Here is a 17,319-nt window from a genome sequence, read left to right as displayed (position 1 = left end):
GAGTAAAATAAAAAGCGAATTAAAAATTTTCAGAAAATTTAAAACTTGGAGGAGTGAAAGATGAAGCAAATTTTTCAAAAGAAGCCAATTGCAAAGTTAATGCAAGAAAGTAAGCAAAAAACGTTAGCAAGAACATTGGGCGCGCTAGATTTAACTATGCTTGGAATCGGAGCAATTGTTGGAACTGGTATTTTTGTTCTAACGGGTGTTGTGGCAGCGAAACATTCTGGGCCAGCTATTATATTATCATTTGCGATTGCCGCGCTAGCTTGTGCCTTTGCTGCATTTTGTTATGCTGAATTTGCTTCTTCAGTTCCTGTCTCGGGCAGTGTGTATACGTATACATACGCGACGATGGGGGAAGTATTCGCATTTTTAATTGGCTGGGACTTAATGCTTGAATATTTACTTGCTACATCTGCTGTAGCAAACGGTTGGTCTGCATATTTTCAATCTTTATTAAAGGGGTTTGGAATCCACATTCCGACTATTCTCTCCTCGGCTCCTGGTACAGGAAAGGGTGGAATAATTGATCTACCTGCAGTTCTAATTATTTTAGTGATGACAGTTCTTTTATCTAGAGGTGTTCGTGAAAGTGCACGAGTAAATAACATTATGGTATTTATTAAAATAGCAGTTGTTCTTATTTTTATTTTTGCTGGTTTTAATTATGTGAAACCTGAAAACTGGACGCCTTTTATGCCATTTGGTTTAGATGGTGTAATGGCTGGAGCGGCCACAGTATTCTTCGCATTTATAGGATTTGATGCAGTTTCAACAGCGGCAGAAGAAGTGAAACGTCCGCAACGTGATTTACCAATTGGTATTATTGCATCGTTATTAATTTGTACAGTTCTTTATATCGTTGTTTCGCTTATTTTGACAGGAATTGTTCCATACGGCCAGCTAAATATATCAGATCCAGTTGCTTTTGCACTGCAATTTATTGGACAAGATGGCTTAGCGGGGGTAATTTCAGTAGGAGCAATTACAGGGATTACAACAGTAATGCTAGTTATGATGTATGGGCAAGTTCGTGTTTCTTATGCGATGAGCCGAGATGGTTTATTACCGAAGCGTCTTGCTAAAGTTCATCCGAAATTTAAAACGCCATTTTTAAATACATGGACAACGGGAATTATTGCGGCACTGATTTCAGGATTAATAGATTTAAATGTTTTAGCACATCTTGTAAACATGGGGACATTGTCAGCATTTGCACTCGTAGCTGTTGCGGTAATTGTAATGAGAAGAACCCATCCAGACTTACCAAGGGCATTTAAGGCTCCGCTTGTACCGTTTTTACCAGCGTTAACAGTGATTTTCTGTTTATACTTAATGCTTCAATTATCGGGGACAGCATGGATTAGTTTTGGGATATGGATGGTTATTGGTATAGCGGTTTACTTCTTATATAGCCGAAAACATAGTGCTTTAAATAATAGTAAAAAAGAAGAAGATGTTGCGAATTTATAAGCGGAAAAAATCCATTCTAATTCTGTTAGAATGGATTTTTTTATTTGAAAATTTACATTTTTCTGAACTTATTATAAGATAATTGTTGGCTAACTAAAGGAGTGAAATGATGAAAAATACGTGGCGTGAGTTAAGGGAGATGGACCGTAACGTATGGATCCGATTTATTGGAGAGACGTTAAATGGAATTGCAATGATGATGTTAATGCCTTTTTTTGCATTATATTTAAAAGATAAGGTAGATTCGTTGTTGGAAGTTGGGGTTATTATGGCGCTTTCTCCAATTGCTGCAAGCTTTGGGTCACTTATAGGAGGGAGAATTGCTGACATATATGGAAGAAAGCCGATTATGATATTTTCTATGGCAAGTAATGCATTATTAATGCTCGGTTTTCTATTTATAGAAGGATTTATTCCATATGCAATTTTATCTATTTTTTTAGGATTGAGTAATTCTTTATTTCATCCAGCTGCATCAGCTATGGTCGCAGATGTAACGGCACCAGAAAAAAGAACAGAGGCATATGGTTTATTACGAATGGGACACAATATAGGTGCTGCGATTGGTCCGATAATGGGAGCATCAGTAGTTGTGTTGTCAAAGAATCTTGTGTTTATTATTGCCTCTTCTACAATGCTATTTTATGCGTTACTTGTATTGCTTCTTATTCAAGAGACGATGCCAAAGAGGACAGATAAGGAAGAACATAAAGAAAAGGAATCTGGGGCAGTTTGGAAAATTGTCATGCGAGATAAGGCATTAATGATTTACTTATTAGCAGGTATTATCATTTCGATGGGGTTTTCTCAAACAGAAGGCATGTTGCCACTACATTTTGATAACGAAATGAAGCGTATTTTTGGAGCGAATAATCCATATCCATATTTAATGGCGTTAAACGGACTATTAGTTGTTTTATTCCAATTTCAAATTTCAAAATGGGCTACGGATAAACCAGTCGGGAAGACGATGTTATATGGTGCATGTTTGTTCGGGATTGGATTGTTTTTTATAGGGTGGTTACCGAAGTGGTTTGGAGAGTTTAATACAAATGCTACAGTTATTTTAATAACACTACTGTTCGTTTATGCTATATATACGTTAGGTGAGATGATTATGTCGCCTGTACAGATGACATTTGTAGCAAACTTGGCCCCTGAGCATTTGAGAGGGACTTATATGGGCGCTGCAAGTTTGCAGTGGATTACAGGAAGCGCATTTGGTCCACTTTTGGGAGGCTTTTTATTAGATCGATTACTTGGCCACTTGCTATTTACAATTTTAGCTGTAGGATGTGTAGTTGCAGGTATTGTATATATTTCTTTAGATCGCCTTATTGAGCAAAGGCAAAAAGATACACTAACCAAACAATCTTCTTAGTAAATAGGTGACATACACAAAAAAGGGGATTTCTACATATTTTAGGTACATAACTAGATAGGATTACCATTTCATTTTAAAATTCACCTTTGTATAGTAGTGGAATAGAAAAAGTGTAGAAAACCAATAAGTAGTGTCATTTAATTATTTGTGGAAGTTACATTTTATTTCAAATAGGAACTACCTATTTTTATAAAAAGTGCTAAAATAGAAAAATGAAAACAATTGGTTAGGGTGATTTCAGTGACAAAAATTAAATTAGGTTTATTATATGGTGGAAAATCAGCTGAGCATCAAGTTTCGTTACAGACGGCTCTTGCTGCTATTAAAGCTTTAAATCAAGATAAATTCGAGATTCATCCAATTTATATTACAGAACAAGGTCAATGGGTACGTGGTGAGCGTATTGAAGGTGAAGTAACAGATGTTGAAGCTTTAAAAATGAGTAGTGCAGAAAATGCGATTTCTCCGTTATCATTAAGTACAGAGATTATTCCATCTGCAGCTTCTGAGGAAAACGCTATTGACGTTATTTTCCCATTACTACATGGACCAAACGGTGAAGATGGAACGGTTCAAGGATTATTAGAATTGATGAATATTCCTTATGTAGGAAATGGTGTTCTAGCATCATCTGCTGGTATGGATAAAGTTGTTATGAAAAACATCTTTGCAGAGGCTGGTTTAAAACAAGCAAAATATGCGTCTTTCATTCGCAGTGCATGGGAAAAAGATCGCCAGGAAGCTTATTCTAAAGTAGAAGATAAGTTAGGATATCCTTGTTTTGTAAAACCAGCAAACCTTGGTTCAAGTGTTGGTATTAATAAGTGTAAAAATCGTGAAGAACTTGAGAATGCATTTGTAGAGGCATTCCAATTTGATCGCAAAATTATTGTAGAAGAAAATATTGTAGGTCGTGAAGTAGAAGTTGGGGTACTAGGTAATGATGAGCCGAAATGTTCAGTTGTAGGTGAAATCGTTCCGAAAAAGGACTTCTATGATTATAAGTCGAAATATATCGATGGTGATACGGCGTTAATTATTCCAGCTGAAATGACAGAAGAAGAATCTGATGTGATTAAGCGTGATGCAATTATTGCGTTCCAATCATTAGATGGTGCAGGCTTAACGCGAGCTGATTTCTTCTTAACGAAAGACGGAGAAGTGTATATTAACGAAGTAAACACTATGCCAGGATTTACACCGTTTAGTATGTTCCCTCTATTATGGCAACATACTGGGTTACCGTATCCAGAGTTAATCGAAGAGTTAATTCGTTTAGCGATTGAACGTCACGAAGAAAAACAAAAAATTAAATATACAATCTAACAAAAAAAGGAGGAAGCACTATTCGTAGGAATAGTGCTTCCTCTATGTAAGGAGCGTTTCTATATGATAAAGCGAATGTTAAAGCAAGTAGAACAGATGGTAAATGGTACTGGATTAGCAGAGCAATATGAGGGAACTATTATTCAAGGCGTGTCTATTGATACGAGAAAAATTGAAAAAGGAAACTTATATGTTCCGATTCAAGGGGAGCGTTTCGATGGACATGCTTTTGTAGATAAAGCAGTTGAAAATGGAGCTGTAGCTACATTGTGGATGAAAGATGTAGCAAATCCACCCGAGAATCTTCCGGTTATTTTTGTAGAAGATACGCTATCTGCACTGCAAATGTTAGCGAAAAACTATCGCGATCAATTGGATGTTAAAGTTGTTGGTGTGACAGGTAGTAACGGTAAAACATCCACGAAAGATATTGTGACAAGTATTCTCGCGACTAAGTTCAAAGTTCAAAAAACAGAAGGAAATTTCAATAACCATATTGGGTTACCTCTCACTATTTTAAACTTAGAAGAAAATACAGAAGTAGCTGTATTAGAAATGGGTATGTCAAGCCGAGGAGAGATTGAATTTTTATCTAAGTTAGCTCGTCCTAATGCAGCTATCATTACGAATATTGGTGAAGCACATTTAATGGATTTAGGATCTCGTGAGGCCATTGCTGAAGCGAAATTAGAAATTGTTACAGGGTTACAAGAAGGTGGCGTGTTCGTATATAATGGAGATGAGCCGTTATTAACGAATCGTGTTCCTGAAATGAATTTAGCAGCGGAAACAGTTACGTTTGGTGATGCAAGAGCCAACGATTACTATCCAACAACTGTAACATTACAGGCAACTGGGACACATTTTAAAATGAATAGAGATGAAAATATTTCATTCTACCTACCGGTGTTAGGAAAACATAATGTGTACAATACACTTGCTTCAATGGCAATTGCGACACATTTTGGTGTGACGTGGGAAGAAATGAAACAAGGTTTAGTAACACTTCAAATGACGGGCATGCGTATGGAGATTGTAAAAACGGATAGTGGATTAACAATTATCAACGATGCTTATAATGCAAGTCCGACGGCTATGGAGGCAGCATTCCATTTAATGAATGGTTTAGATGGATTTACTAAAAAAATCGTTGTGCTTGGTGATATGTTAGAACTTGGAAATCAAGAAGTGCAGTTCCATTATGAGGTAGGTAAATTAATCGATCCAGCAAAAATCTCACATGTATTCACATACGGTAGATTAGGAGCTCAAATTGCTGAAGGAGCAAAAATTAATTTCCCTAATGAACGTGTAAAGGCGTATGATAATAAAGAAGAGTTAGTAAGAGATTTACAAGCAGTAGTCGATGCGAAAGATGTTGTATTAATAAAAGCATCTCGCGGTATGAAATTAGAAGAAGTAATTACGATGTTGAAATAATTGGTGTATATAAATAGGGATGATAGTCACGAAAATAGAAGAAACTTATAATAAGCGCTTACAGTAAATGATAAAAAAATAAAAGTAAAGAAAAAGGCCCTGAATATAAAATAAGGTAACAGTTGGGTTTGCTTTTTACACATACAAAACTTATAATTGATAAAGTGTAATAACGTTTAGAAGTATTTTCGTGAAGAATATACGCCCGGTTATATACGTGAGCATTCAGGAAAAGGGCTTTTCCGCAAATTCGGAAAACGCCTTTTTTTAAATGATAAGTATAGGATAGAAAAGGAGAAGTAACATTGACAACATTTCGAGAATTAGGATTAAGTGAGTCTTTACTGCAATCGGTTGAAAGTATGGGCTTTGAAGAGGCTACGCCGATTCAAGCTGAAACAATTCCACATGCATTGCAAGGTAAGGATATTATTGGGCAAGCGCAAACAGGTACAGGGAAAACAGCAGCATTCGGATTACCACTATTAGATAAAGTGGATACAAATAAAGAAGCAGTTCAAGGTATTGTTATCGCGCCAACGCGTGAATTAGCAATTCAAGTTGGAGAAGAGCTATACAAAATTGGTAAACATAAACGTGTTCGTATTCTACCAATTTATGGTGGTCAAGATATTAACCGCCAAATTCGTGCTCTAAAAAAACACCCACACATTATTGTTGGTACGCCGGGTCGTATTTTAGATCATATTAACCGTAAAACACTTCGCTTACAAAACGTAGAGACTGTTGTTCTTGATGAAGCGGATGAAATGTTAAACATGGGCTTCATTGAAGATATTGAAGCGATTTTAACAGATGTGCCAGAAACACATCAAACATTATTATTCTCAGCGACAATGCCAGATCCAATCCGTCGTATTGCTGAGCGTTTCATGACTGAGCCTCAACACATTAAAGTAAAAGCAAAAGAAGTAACAATGCCAAACATTCAGCAGTTCTATTTAGAAGTGCAAGAAAAGAAAAAGTTTGACGTGTTAACACGCTTACTAGATATTCAATCTCCAGAGCTTGCGATCGTATTCGGTCGTACAAAGCGTCGTGTTGATGAATTATCAGAAGCATTAAACTTACGTGGTTATGCAGCAGAAGGTATTCATGGTGACTTAACACAGGCGAAACGTATGTCTGTATTACGTAAATTTAAAGAAGGTGCTATTGAAGTTCTTGTTGCAACAGACGTTGCTGCACGTGGTCTTGATATTTCAGGCGTAACACACGTATACAACTTCGATATCCCACAAGATCCAGAATCATACGTTCACCGTATCGGTCGTACTGGCCGTGCAGGTAAAAAAGGTATTGCAATGTTATTTGTAACACCACGTGAATCAGGACAATTAAAAAATATCGAGCGTACAACAAAGCGTAAAGTTGATCGTATGGAAGCACCGACACTTGATGAGGCATTAGAAGGTCAACAACGTTTAATCGCTGAAAAACTTCAAAGCACAATCCAAAATGAGAACTTATCATACTACAAGCGTATTGCAGAAGAAATGTTAGAAGAGAATGACTCTGTAACAGTAGTAGCTGCTGCTTTAAAAATGATGACTAAAGAGCCGGATACAACTCCGATCGCTTTAACATCAGAACCACCAGTTGTTTCAAGAGGTGGCGGTTCTAAAAAACGTGGCGGTAACGGAGGCGGATACCGTGATGGTAACCGTAATCGTAGTCGTGACGGACGTGGCGGTGGCGATGGTCGTAACCGTGATGGACGTAATCGTGACGGAAACCGTGATCGCAATCGTGATGGAAACCGTGATCGTAATCGTGATGGTGGCAGTCGTGGTCGTAGAGGTGAAGGTCAAGGTCGCCCAGGATCTTCAAATGGACGCGGCGAAAGAAAACATCATAGCCGTCCACAAGCTTAATAAAAAAGAGAATGCCCTTTGTTGGCATTCTCTTTTTTTATTTCTGTAATTGTGCATACTACATAGTAGTTATGATAGAAAAGGGGCTGTTATATGCTTGTAAGGCTTGGTTACGTTGCGATGAGTGTGCATTTGAAGAATGCATCCCCATCTCAAACGATGACGTACGCACAGTTTCAGAAAATAGATGATCGTGATGCTGCAATTCGTAAACTTGAAAGAATTGCTAATTCCAATTTGGAAAATTGTTTACGTTTATTAAAGCATAATAAGGGACATGACATATCTTTCTTTCGGCTTAGTTCTAAGCTCATTCCTTTAGCGAATCATGAGGAATTGCTAGAGTGGAACTATATTCGTCCTTTAAAAGAAAAATTGAAAGAATTAGGTGAATATGCAATTCATATGAATATGCGAATTGATTTCCATCCAGATCATTTTGTTGTACTAAATTCACCTGAGGAGAGTGTTTTTAAACAATCTGTAAAGACATTGCAGATGCACAAAAAATTATTAAAAGGCATGGGGATTGAACATAAGCAACGATGTGTACTACATGTTGGAGGAGGGTATAAAGATAAAGAACTTGCATTAGAGCGTTTTATAGAGAATTGGTCTAATGTCCCAAGGGGTATTCAAGAAATGATTATATTAGAAAATGATGATACAACTTTTACGTTAGAGGAAACATTATATTTAGGAGAAAAATTAGATATTCCCGTCGTGTTTGATTTGCATCACCATATGATGAATAATGAGCAAGAAGATTGGTATGAAGATTGGGCACGTGTTGTTCATACGTGGGAAACATCTTTGTTACCGGTTAAAATGCATATCTCTAGCCCTAGAGAGGGAAAAGATCCAAGAGCTCATGCAGATTATATTAATGTAGACGCATTTTTATCTTTTTTAAGAAGGATAAAGGGAAGTGTTCCGCAAATTGATTGTATGATTGAGGCGAAGATGAAGGATGAGTCTTTATTTCAATTAATGAGGGATTTAAACGAACAGGTAGATGTAGAAATTATCGATGGTGCAAGCTTTTATATTAAATAAGCTTTGCACCATCGTTTTTTTTTGTTAAAAAGGGAGTTAAAATGCCGCCGGTTATTAAACCTGTTAAATGACTGATCGGATTGGCGGAAGGATTAAAGAAAGTAAATAGCAGTAATAGAAGTATCACAATTGAGAAAATGGCAATTTCTTTTGGTTTTGAAGAGCGGTATCGATTGTACAATAAAAATAATTGTGCGCCTAATAGTCCGAAAATACCACCTGATGCACCTGCGTGAATATATTCAGGAGGCATAATAATATAAGAAGAAATATTTCCGGAAATTCCAGAAAGAAAAAATAGAATAAAAAAAGAAAAGTGTCCGAGTTGCTTTTCGATAGAAGAACCAAGTGCAAACAAAAAAATACTATTAGAAAGAAAATGTTGTAAGTCTACGTGTACCAGAAGGGAAGTTATGACACGCCACCATTCTCCTTTAGCGATATATTCATTAGAGGCTGCCAGTGGGAAGAGGAAAAAGTCGCCTAATATCATCATAACTAAGTGAATAAAAAGTAAGGTGAGAATAGTCGGTTGTAAAGAAATTTGAGTAGATCTTATTAGCATACGGTTACTATCACCCCTTTTGCATCAGAAAGATTCTCTGTTATTCTTATCAATATGAAAGAAGAAAGTTAAATAGAAGAAGGGGATTTTGAAATGATTATAGGGATTGGAATCGATATTATTGAATTAAATCGTATTGAAAAAATGCTAGATGGAAAGCTTAAATTTATGGAACGTATTTTAACAGAAAATGAACGTAATGTTGCTATGGAGCTGAAAGGAAGTCGTCTTACAGAGTTTGTAGCTGGAAGGTTTGCAGCGAAAGAGGCGTATTCAAAAGCTGTAGGTACTGGTATCGGGAAAGAAGTGAGCTTTTTAGATATTGAAGTGAAAAATGATGAAAGAGGTAAGCCGATTCTGATTACAAGTGCAGAGTGTGTTGTTCATTTATCAATTAGTCATAGTAAGGAATTTGCTGTTGCTCAAGTTGTTTTAGAAAGCTCGTCACGCTAGTCTGCATATTTTATATCTTTGTCTCATATATTTGAGGTAGCGATAAGGAAGGTACATCTTCCATTCATTTATAGGGGCAAAGGGGCTGAAGTGATGAAAAGGCGTCTGTTTTTAGTTCTTGTCGGTTTGTTGACCGTTTTTGTGTTGGCGGGTTGTGTGGAAAAGAAACAAGATGATGTCGTGAGAGATTTAGAGGCAAAAGTAAAAGGGATGAAAAGTTATCAAGCTGAAGCGAAATTATCTATTAAAACAGGAAATGAGCCTCAGGAGTATAATGTAGAGATTTGGCATAAGGAACCGTCTTTTTATCGTGTGAATTTAAAGAATGCAAAAAAAGATCAGAGCCAAATCATTTTAAGAAATGAAGAAGGTGTATTTGTATTAACGCCAGCACTTAATAAGAGCTTCCGTTTTCAAAGTGATTGGCCGCAAAATAGCAGCCAGGCTTATTTATATGAATCACTTGTAAGAGATATTTTGCAGGATAAGAAAAACCTTACTTTCGAGAAAACAGATAAGTATTATATTTTTAAAACAAAAACAAACTATCAACATCAAAATATGTTGCCGAAACAAGAGATTACGCTGAAGAAGAGCGATTTGACTCCAGTTTCAGTGAAGTTAATGGATAATGATCAAAATGTTCTTGTAAAAGTAGATTTCTCTAAGGTGAAATTCGATGCGAAATTTGATAAAGGTGCATTTGATACGAAACAAAATATGTCTAGAGCGCAGGTAGATGTTCAAACAACAGCGAAAGAAGACAAACCGTTTGCTATTTTGTATCCACTTGATACACCGCAAGGTATGACTCTGCAAGATGAAAAAGAGTTGAAGACAGACAGTGGCAAGCGTGCGATACTCACATACACTGGAAATAAGAAATCCTTTACTTTAATACAAGAAAAGGCAAAAGTTGCAGAGGCTTCATCAGCGGTAAGTGTAAGTGGAGAACCAGTTGATCTTGGGTTTACGATTGGTGCATTGACGAAAGACTCTGTAACGTGGTCGCATAACGGAGTAGAATATATGCTCGTGTCTAAAGGTTTAGAGCCGAAGGAGCTACTAATGGTTGCTCGTTCAGTTACAGCGAAGCAGGTGAAGTAGACTTCTTAGACGTGGTGATATATGTGCACCACGTCTTTTCTTAGTTTGAAGGTGGATTTCATAAAAGAAGCATATAAAAGAATAAGCTTCGCATATCGTGTATAAGGAAGTGTATTTATGGAAGAAGCACCATTTTACCGTGACACTTGGGTGGAAGTGGATTTAGATGCCATTTATAACAACGTTACACATATTAAAGAGTTCATCCCAAGTGATGTAGAGATTTTTGCTGTAGTTAAAGCAAACGCGTATGGGCACGATTATGTACCGGTGGCTAAAACGGCATTAGAAGCGGGTGCAACAAGGTTAGCTGTGGCTTTTTTAGATGAAGCTTTAGTGCTTCGGAGGGCTGGTATTACTGTGCCGATTTTAGTGTTAGGTCCCTCGCCGCCGCGTGATGTAAATGTAGCTGCTGAAAATGATGTAGCGCTAACTGTTTTTCAAAAAGAATGGGTGGACGAAGCAATTAAACTTTGGGATGGTTCATCTGTGATGAAATTCCATATTAACTTTGATAGTGGTATGGGGAGAATTGGAATACGTGAAAGAAAAGAACTGAAAGCATTTTTAAAGAGTTTAGAAGGTGCACCGTTTTTAGAGTTAGAAGGAGTATACACGCATTTTGCAACGGCAGATGAGGTAGAGACTTCGTATTTTGATAAGCAATATAACACGTTCTTAGAGCAGTTAAGTTGGTTGAAAGAATTCGGAGTGGATCCTAAGTTTGTCCATACAGCTAATAGTGCTGCCACGTTACGTTTTCAAGGGATTACATTTAATGCAGTGCGAATTGGGATTGCAATGTATGGATTATCTCCTTCTGTAGAAATACGTCCTTTTTTACCATTTGAATTAGAACCGGCGCTATCACTGCATACGAAAGTAGCTCATATTAAACAGGTGATTAAAGGTGATGGAATTAGTTATAACGTCACTTATCGAACGAAAACTGAAGAATGGATCGCGACTGTAGCGATTGGTTATGCAGATGGATGGCTTAGAAGATTACAAGGATTTGAAGTGCTTATAAATGGTAAAAGGGTACCGATTGTAGGGCGAGTAACAATGGATCAGTTCATGATTCATCTTCCTTGTGAAGTGCCGCTTGGTACGAAAGTTACGCTTATTGGAAGGCAGGGAGATGAGTATATTAGCGCTACAGAGGTTGCGGAATATTCAGGGACTATTAATTATGAAATTATTGCAACGATCAGTTTCCGTGTGCCAAGAATATTTATACGGAATGGTAAGGTTGTAGAGATAATTAATTACTTGAACAATATATAGAAGGTAGTATGATTGCTTCTTGTCATTGGAGTGACTGTTCATTGCTGGATAATAAGCTCTTTTTGATGAGAAGCTTTTTACTTATAATCATTTTTTATATAAGTTACACGTAAGTTTTGAAGAGGAGTTCTATTGTTTTTAGTTAGTTATGAGATAAAAAATTTAAGAAGATGAATGTTTTGTTTATGAATTGGAAAACATAAGCAAGGAATAAGGAAGTCTTTGCAACAGGCTCCATACAATGGTATTATTACAATAGGTGTCATATATATATATTTGGGTGTGTAGTTGACGGTGGAGGTGTATTTTTGTGTCCGAATCAAGTGTAACTACTGAAATCGTGGTTCGGTTGCCAAAGCAAATGGTAACGGAATTGGACGGAATTGGAAAACAAGAGAATAAGAATCGCCATGAACTAATTTGCCAGGCAACACAATTGTTATTGCGTCAACATAAGACGAAGAAACGCTACCAACATGAATCAATGCGACGTGGGTATATTGAAATGGGAAAAATTAATCTTGGTATTGCATCTGAAGCTTTCTTAGCGGAGTATGAAGCAGCTCATACAGTAGAACGCTTAGTTAGCGGGGGGTAATATTTTGATTGTAAAACGCGGCGACGTGTATTTTGCAGACCTTTCCCCAGTTGTTGGTTCTGAGCAAGGAGGCGTTCGTCCGGTTCTTGTCATTCAAAATGACATCGGAAATCGTTTTAGTCCAACGGTGATTGTAGCGGCTATTACTGCACAGATTCAAAAAGCGAAATTACCCACTCATGTGGAAATTGATGCGAAAAAGTATGGTTTTGAGAGAGATTCTGTTATTTTACTTGAGCAGATTCGAACAATCGATAAGCAACGCTTAACGGACAAAATCACTCATTTAGATGAAGTGATGATGAGTCGTGTAGATGAAGCGTTACAAATTAGTTTAGGACTAATAGATTTTTAAATCGGCAGTTTAAGTTGCTCTCTTTGAAGGGCAACTTTTTTTATTATAGAGGAGGTTACGGTTGTATATGGAAATGGTAGATAATCGACAAGCGTTAATGAAAATGTTAGTGAAAGAATTAGGCTTTAGCGAAAAGCAAGTTCGTCATGTTATTCAATTAACAGAAGAAGGTAACACAGTTCCATTTATTGCTCGTTACCGAAAAGAATGGACAGGCTCTTTAGATGAGGTGCAAATTCGTGCGATTTTAGAGAGATGGCAATATATGATGCAACTTGAAGATAGGAAGGAAGAAGTTATTCGTCTTATTGATGAGAAGGGAAAACTGACAGGAGAGCTGAGACAGCAAATTGTTAAAGCTACAAAGTTGCAGGAAGTAGAAGATTTGTATCGCCCATATAAAGAGAAAAGAAGAACGAAAGCGACGATTGCAAAAGAAAAAGGGTTAGAACCGTTAGCTGAATGGTTGTTGTTATATAAGAAAGAAGATCCGGCTAAAAAGTCAGTGGAATTTATTAATGCAGAGAAAGAAGTGCAATCTGCAGAAGAAGCTTTACAAGGTGCACAAGACATTATTGCAGAAATGATTTCAGATGAAGCTACGTATCGTAGTTGGATTCGAAATATTACTTTTAGAAAAGGTATTATGTCTTCGTCTGTAAAAGGTGAAGAAAAAGATGAAAAGAATATATATGAAATGTATTACAGTTATGAAGAACCATTGCAAAAAGTAGTACCACATCGTGTATTAGCAATGAATCGCGGTGAGAAAGAAGATATATTGAGAGTTTCTGTTGTCCCACCAGTAGATGAGATATTAAATTTCTTATATAAGAAAGTAATTCGTGATAACGATTCTAAAAGTGCGCATTATGTACAATTAGCGATTGAAGATGGTTATAAACGATTAATTCAATCTTCAATCGAAAGAGAAATTCGTAAAGAATTAACAGAAATAGCTGAAGAACAAGCGATACATATTTTCTCTGAGAACTTACGTAACTTATTATTACAACCTCCGATGAAAGGGAAAGTCGTGCTAGCGGTAGACCCGGCATATAGAACTGGTTGTAAATTATCTGTAGTAGATGATACGGGGAAAGTACTACATATTGATGTTATTTATCCGCATCCGCCTGTTCGTAAATATGATGACGCAAAAACGAAAGTTCTTTCTATTATAGATAAATATCAAGTTGAAATGATTGCAATTGGTAATGGGACAGCATCTAGAGAAACAGAGGAATTTATAGTAGATGTATTACAAAGTGTGAAACAGGAAGTCTTTTATATTATTGTAAATGAAGCGGGTGCTAGTGTATATTCAGCTTCTGATTTAGCTCGTGAAGAATTCCCGAATTTACAAGTTGAAGAGAGAAGTGCCGTTTCTATTGGAAGACGTCTGCAAGATCCACTGGCTGAACTTGTGAAAATTGATCCTAAATCAGTTGGGGTTGGACAATACCAACATGATGTATCTCAAAAGAGATTGAATGAGTCATTAACATTTGTAGTAGAGACAGCTGTTAACCAAGTTGGGGTTAATGTAAATACGGCTTCGGTTGCATTGTTACAATATGTTTCAGGTTTATCGAAAACTGTTGCGAAAAATATTGTGGCAAAGAGAGAAGAGGATGGGAAATTCACAAAGCGCACGGAATTAAAGAAAATCCCACGTTTAGGTGCAAAGACGTACGAACAATGTATAGGTTTCTTGCGTATATTAGAAGGAGCGAATCCATTAGATCGAACAGGTATTCATCCCGAACAATATAAAAATGTTGAATTGTTATTGAAGAGTTTAGGGTTATCGATAGATGACGTAGGACAACCGCAATTACAAAAGAGATTGGAAGAAGTAGAGATTTCTAAGTTGTCTCAAGAAACGGGGGTTGGGGAGCCGACGTTAGTTGATATTATAGATGCGCTCATTAGCCCAGAACGAGATATGAGGGATGAGTTGCCTAAACCACTTCTGAAAAAAGGGATTTTGAAATTAGAAGATTTAAAACGTGGTATGGAACTAGAAGGAACAGTGCGTAACGTTGTTGATTTTGGTGCTTTTGTTGATGTAGGCGTAAAGCAAGATGGTTTAGTGCATATTTCTAAGCTTAGTAAACAGTTTGTAAAGCATCCGTTAGATGTTGTATCAGTAGGACAAATTGTAAAAGTATGGGTAGATGATATTGATACAAAAAAAGGACGCGTTGCACTATCTATGTTGCCGATTGAATAGTAAGAGAAGAGAGCAGATGAAACTGCTCTTTTTTTATAGAATAAAAAGTGTAATGGATTATGAGTTTTGATGTATTTTGCTATAATAAAACCAGCATTCATTTAGCAATTTAATTTGATACCGGTTTTTTTCGAAATATGCACGTTGCATCTGTTTTTTTAGCCACGTAGGCATAGGAATCCCTCCTTGTTTAATCCTACTCTCAAAAATCTAAAGTGCTATTGATGAGAGGTTGGTGAGTGGATTTCTATTCATGTTGTGTTTTTAGAAACCACGCGTCTTGAATGAGGATGGGTATATGTACTATTTAATATATGTATAAGAAGCGTGAAAAGTGTAAAAATATTTTTTTGTTTAGGAGGAATGAGAATGGGCGAGGGAGAAATTCAACGGCTAGTGGAAGAAGTATCGCTACAATACTTCGGAATGCCGTTTTTACATAAAGCAACGTTCAATAGTAGGCTGCGTACAACTGGTGGACGTTATTTGTTGAAGAGTCACAATGTTGAACTGAATTATCGATATTACGAAATGTATGGTAAGGAGGAGTTAATCGGAATCATCAAACATGAACTGTGTCATTATCACTTGCATATTACAGGAAGAGGGTATAAGCACAGGGACAGAGATTTTCGTGAGTTGTTAAAGAAAGTTGATGCACCTCGTTTTTGTAAACGAATGATTAATGAAGAGAAGGAAAAAAAGATTTATAAGTATGAATGTATGGAGTGTTTACTTCAATATGTAAGAAGGCGTCAAATAAATACAAAAAGATATGTCTGCGGAAAGTGTAAAGGGAAACTCAAACCGATATCGAAAACATCTTGACAGTAAAAACGCAATCCAGTATATTATAAACATGTCACGTTTGAACAAGATGTTGTTAAAAACTTCTTGACTTACAGAAAGAATTTTTATAAGATACAAATTGTCTTCATTATTCCGCAGTAGCTCAGTGGTAGAGCTATCGGCTGTTAACCGATCGGTCGTAGGTTCGAGTCCTACCTGCGGAGCCATACAGAGAAGTACCCAAGTGGCTCAAGGGGCTCCCCTGCTAAGGGAGTAGATCGCTAACGCGGTGCGAGGGTTCGAATCCCTTCTTCTCTGCCATACATATTGGCCCGTTGGTCAAGTGGTTAAGACACCGCCCTTTCACGGCGGTAACACGGGTTCGAATCCCGTACGGGTCACCACTTCGGAGGATTAGCTCAGCTGGGAGAGCACCTGCCTTACAAGCAGGGGGTCGGCGGTTCGATCCCGTCATCCTCCACCATATGAATTTTATATGAATAGTATTATCGCGGGGTGGAGCAGTACGGTAGCTCGTCGGGCTCATAACCCGAAGGTCGCAGGTTCAAATCCTGTCCCCGCAACCAAATGGTCCCGTGGTGTAGTGGTTAACATGCCTGCCTGTCACGCAGGAGATCGCCGGTTCGACCCCGGTCGGGACCGCCATTTTAACTTCTGCTAATTGGCAGTTGTTTTTTATTGGACATTATGGTACAATAACATTTGTCTTTGAAAATAAGATATTTTTTCGATGGGCTATAGCCAAGCGGTAAGGCAACGGACTTTGACTCCGTCATGCGCTGGTTCGAATCCAGCTAGCCCAGCCATTTACGAGCCATTAGCTCAGTTGGTAGAGCATCTGACTTTTAATCAGAGGGTCGAAGGTTCGAATCCTTCATGGCTCACTTTTTGTTTTTTCCGCGCGGTCGTGGCGGAACGGCAGACGCGCTAGGTTGAGGGCCTAGTGGGGGAAACCCCGTGGAGGTTCAAGTCCTCTCGGCCGCATCAAAAAAATCTTAAAAAAGTACTTGCATTTGAAAAAGTAGTATGATAAGATAATTGAGTGCCAAAATACGACGACGACCCCCCCATCATGAATATGCGCCCGTAGCTCAATTGGATAGAGCGTTTGACTACGGATCAAGAGGTTAGGGGTTCGACTCCTCTCGGGCGCGCTTATTACGGGAAGTGGCTCAGCTTGGTAGAGCACCTGGTTTGGGACCAGGGGGTCGCAGGTTCAAATCCTGTCTTCCCGACCACGCGGGTGTAGCTTAGTGGTAAAACAAGAGCCTTCCAAGCTCTGGTCGAGAGTTCGATTCTCTTCACCCGCTTTTAGTTCTTTGAAAACTGAA

General features: G+C 37.7%; 15 protein-coding genes and 12 tRNA genes. 25 read left to right on the top strand and 2 right to left on the bottom strand.

Going from position 1 to position 17,319, the window contains the following annotated elements:
• Positions 1 to 60 precede the first annotated feature (60 nt).
• The 6 genes from bcaP to uvsE all read left to right on the top strand — a co-directional run bounded on the left by bcaP (position 61) and on the right by uvsE (position 8,577).
• Positions 61 to 1,476, top strand: a complete 1,416-nt coding sequence (gene bcaP / locus DN400_RS20940; RefSeq protein WP_000809361.1) for a branched-chain amino acid transporter BcaP — start codon at positions 61 to 63, stop codon at positions 1,474 to 1,476.
• A 109-nt stretch (positions 1,477 to 1,585) separates the two neighbouring features.
• Positions 1,586 to 2,857: an MDR family MFS transporter gene (locus DN400_RS20935; RefSeq protein WP_097913948.1), complete on the top strand. Its 1,272-nt coding sequence runs from the start codon at positions 1,586 to 1,588 to the stop codon at positions 2,855 to 2,857.
• A gap of 243 nt (positions 2,858 to 3,100) precedes the next feature.
• Positions 3,101 to 4,186: a D-alanine--D-alanine ligase gene (locus DN400_RS20930; RefSeq protein ID WP_000161433.1), complete on the top strand. Its 1,086-nt coding sequence runs from the start codon at positions 3,101 to 3,103 to the stop codon at positions 4,184 to 4,186.
• Between the two features lie 63 nt (positions 4,187 to 4,249).
• The gene (gene murF, locus DN400_RS20925) at positions 4,250 to 5,626 is read left to right on the top strand and encodes a UDP-N-acetylmuramoyl-tripeptide--D-alanyl-D-alanine ligase (protein ID WP_000595969.1); all 1,377 of its coding nucleotides are present in this window, start codon (positions 4,250 to 4,252) and stop codon (positions 5,624 to 5,626) included.
• Between the two features lie 305 nt (positions 5,627 to 5,931).
• Positions 5,932 to 7,521 (top strand): degradosome RNA helicase CshA, encoded by a 1,590-nt coding sequence (cshA, locus tag DN400_RS20920; RefSeq protein ID WP_000206602.1) that lies wholly within the window; start codon positions 5,932 to 5,934, stop codon positions 7,519 to 7,521.
• 93 nt (positions 7,522 to 7,614) lie between these two features.
• Positions 7,615 to 8,577 carry a UV DNA damage repair endonuclease UvsE gene (uvsE, locus tag DN400_RS20915; protein WP_000961144.1) on the top strand — a complete coding sequence of 321 codons (963 nt, stop codon included), beginning with the start codon at positions 7,615 to 7,617 and terminating at the stop codon, positions 8,575 to 8,577.
• Here uvsE and DN400_RS20910 read toward each other — a convergent pair.
• A complete protein-coding gene (locus DN400_RS20910) occupies positions 8,570 to 9,142 on the bottom strand; it encodes a rhomboid family intramembrane serine protease (RefSeq protein WP_000908526.1) in 573 nt (190 codons plus the stop codon). The two genes, uvsE and DN400_RS20910, sit on opposite strands and share 8 nt — an antisense overlap.
• Positions 9,143 to 9,235: 93 nt before the next feature.
• On the opposite strand from DN400_RS20910, the gene acpS reads away from it, so the two are divergent.
• The 6 genes from acpS to DN400_RS20880 all read left to right on the top strand — a co-directional run bounded on the left by acpS (position 9,236) and on the right by DN400_RS20880 (position 15,178).
• Positions 9,236 to 9,595, top strand: coding sequence for a holo-ACP synthase (gene acpS / locus DN400_RS20905; protein ID WP_000583414.1), 360 nt, complete (start codon positions 9,236 to 9,238; stop codon positions 9,593 to 9,595).
• A gap of 156 nt (positions 9,596 to 9,751) precedes the next feature.
• Positions 9,752 to 10,702, top strand: a complete 951-nt coding sequence (locus DN400_RS20900; RefSeq protein ID WP_002094231.1) for a LolA family protein — start codon at positions 9,752 to 9,754, stop codon at positions 10,700 to 10,702.
• 117 nt (positions 10,703 to 10,819) lie between these two features.
• Positions 10,820 to 11,989: an alanine racemase gene (gene alr / locus DN400_RS20895; RefSeq protein ID WP_000390593.1), complete on the top strand. Its 1,170-nt coding sequence runs from the start codon at positions 10,820 to 10,822 to the stop codon at positions 11,987 to 11,989.
• 310 nt (positions 11,990 to 12,299) lie between these two features.
• The gene (locus tag DN400_RS20890) at positions 12,300 to 12,587 is read left to right on the top strand and encodes an antitoxin EndoAI (RefSeq protein ID WP_000004570.1); all 288 of its coding nucleotides are present in this window, start codon (positions 12,300 to 12,302) and stop codon (positions 12,585 to 12,587) included.
• Between the two features lie 4 nt (positions 12,588 to 12,591).
• The gene (ndoA, locus tag DN400_RS20885) at positions 12,592 to 12,942 is read left to right on the top strand and encodes a type II toxin-antitoxin system endoribonuclease NdoA (protein ID WP_000635965.1); all 351 of its coding nucleotides are present in this window, start codon (positions 12,592 to 12,594) and stop codon (positions 12,940 to 12,942) included.
• 67 nt (positions 12,943 to 13,009) lie between these two features.
• The gene (locus tag DN400_RS20880) at positions 13,010 to 15,178 is read left to right on the top strand and encodes a Tex family protein (RefSeq protein WP_065229651.1); all 2,169 of its coding nucleotides are present in this window, start codon (positions 13,010 to 13,012) and stop codon (positions 15,176 to 15,178) included.
• A 57-nt stretch (positions 15,179 to 15,235) separates the two neighbouring features.
• Here DN400_RS20880 and cmpA read toward each other — a convergent pair whose 3' ends face one another.
• Entirely contained in the window at positions 15,236 to 15,352 is a 117-nt protein-coding gene (cmpA, locus tag DN400_RS20875) for a cortex morphogenetic protein CmpA (RefSeq protein ID WP_001143640.1), read from the bottom strand.
• A gap of 195 nt (positions 15,353 to 15,547) precedes the next feature.
• Between cmpA and DN400_RS20870 the strand changes: the two genes are divergently transcribed.
• The 13 genes from DN400_RS20870 (at position 15,548) to DN400_RS20810 (ending at position 17,298) form a co-directional block, all read left to right on the top strand.
• On the top strand, positions 15,548 to 16,006 hold the full coding sequence (locus DN400_RS20870) for a SprT family protein (RefSeq protein WP_000503730.1): 459 nt from the start codon (positions 15,548 to 15,550) through the stop codon (positions 16,004 to 16,006).
• A gap of 113 nt (positions 16,007 to 16,119) precedes the next feature.
• A tRNA-Asn gene (locus DN400_RS20865) sits at positions 16,120 to 16,194 on the top strand.
• Positions 16,195 to 16,197: 3 nt separating this feature from the next.
• Positions 16,198 to 16,288: transfer RNA gene (locus DN400_RS20860), tRNA-Ser, on the top strand.
• Positions 16,289 to 16,296: 8 nt separating this feature from the next.
• Positions 16,297 to 16,371, top strand: a tRNA-Glu gene (locus DN400_RS20855).
• 4 nt (positions 16,372 to 16,375) lie between these two features.
• Positions 16,376 to 16,451 (top strand) — tRNA-Val (locus DN400_RS20850).
• 26 nt (positions 16,452 to 16,477) lie between these two features.
• Positions 16,478 to 16,554: transfer RNA gene (locus DN400_RS20845), tRNA-Met, on the top strand.
• Positions 16,555 to 16,557: 3 nt separating this feature from the next.
• Positions 16,558 to 16,633 (top strand) — tRNA-Asp (locus tag DN400_RS20840).
• Positions 16,634 to 16,719: 86 nt separating this feature from the next.
• Positions 16,720 to 16,794: transfer RNA gene (locus DN400_RS20835), tRNA-Gln, on the top strand.
• A 5-nt stretch (positions 16,795 to 16,799) separates the two neighbouring features.
• Positions 16,800 to 16,872 (top strand) — tRNA-Lys (locus DN400_RS20830).
• A 17-nt stretch (positions 16,873 to 16,889) separates the two neighbouring features.
• Positions 16,890 to 16,972: transfer RNA gene (locus DN400_RS20825), tRNA-Leu, on the top strand.
• Positions 16,973 to 17,068: 96 nt separating this feature from the next.
• Positions 17,069 to 17,142 (top strand) — tRNA-Arg (locus tag DN400_RS20820).
• Between the two features lie 7 nt (positions 17,143 to 17,149).
• Positions 17,150 to 17,226 (top strand) — tRNA-Pro (locus DN400_RS20815).
• Between the two features lies 1 nt (position 17,227).
• Positions 17,228 to 17,298: transfer RNA gene (locus tag DN400_RS20810), tRNA-Gly, on the top strand.
• Positions 17,299 to 17,319 lie beyond the last annotated feature (21 nt).

The organism is Bacillus sp. AR8-1, from assembly GCF_008042345.1.
Lineage (GTDB): Bacteria > Bacillota > Bacilli > Bacillales > Bacillaceae_G > Bacillus_A > Bacillus_A cereus.
Note: the sequence above shows the minus strand (reverse complement) of the source record. Positions and strands in the feature narration are given on the sequence as shown.

Coding starts and splice junctions, on each gene's coding strand:
- bcaP (WP_000809361.1), top strand. CDS start 61: ATGAAGCAAATTTTTCAAAAGAAGCCAATTGCAAAGTTAATGCAAGAA.
- DN400_RS20935 (WP_097913948.1), top strand. CDS start 1,586: ATGAAAAATACGTGGCGTGAGTTAAGGGAGATGGACCGTAACGTATGG.
- murF (WP_000595969.1), top strand. CDS start 4,250: ATGATAAAGCGAATGTTAAAGCAAGTAGAACAGATGGTAAATGGTACT.
- uvsE (WP_000961144.1), top strand. CDS start 7,615: ATGCTTGTAAGGCTTGGTTACGTTGCGATGAGTGTGCATTTGAAGAAT.
- DN400_RS20910 (WP_000908526.1), bottom strand. CDS start 9,142: ATGCTAATAAGATCTACTCAAATTTCTTTACAACCGACTATTCTCACC.
- acpS (WP_000583414.1), top strand. CDS start 9,236: ATGATTATAGGGATTGGAATCGATATTATTGAATTAAATCGTATTGAA.
- alr (WP_000390593.1), top strand. CDS start 10,820: ATGGAAGAAGCACCATTTTACCGTGACACTTGGGTGGAAGTGGATTTA.
- DN400_RS20880 (WP_065229651.1), top strand. CDS start 13,010: ATGGAAATGGTAGATAATCGACAAGCGTTAATGAAAATGTTAGTGAAA.
- cmpA (WP_001143640.1), bottom strand. CDS start 15,352: ATGCCTACGTGGCTAAAAAAACAGATGCAACGTGCATATTTCGAAAAA.
- DN400_RS20870 (WP_000503730.1), top strand. CDS start 15,548: ATGGGCGAGGGAGAAATTCAACGGCTAGTGGAAGAAGTATCGCTACAA.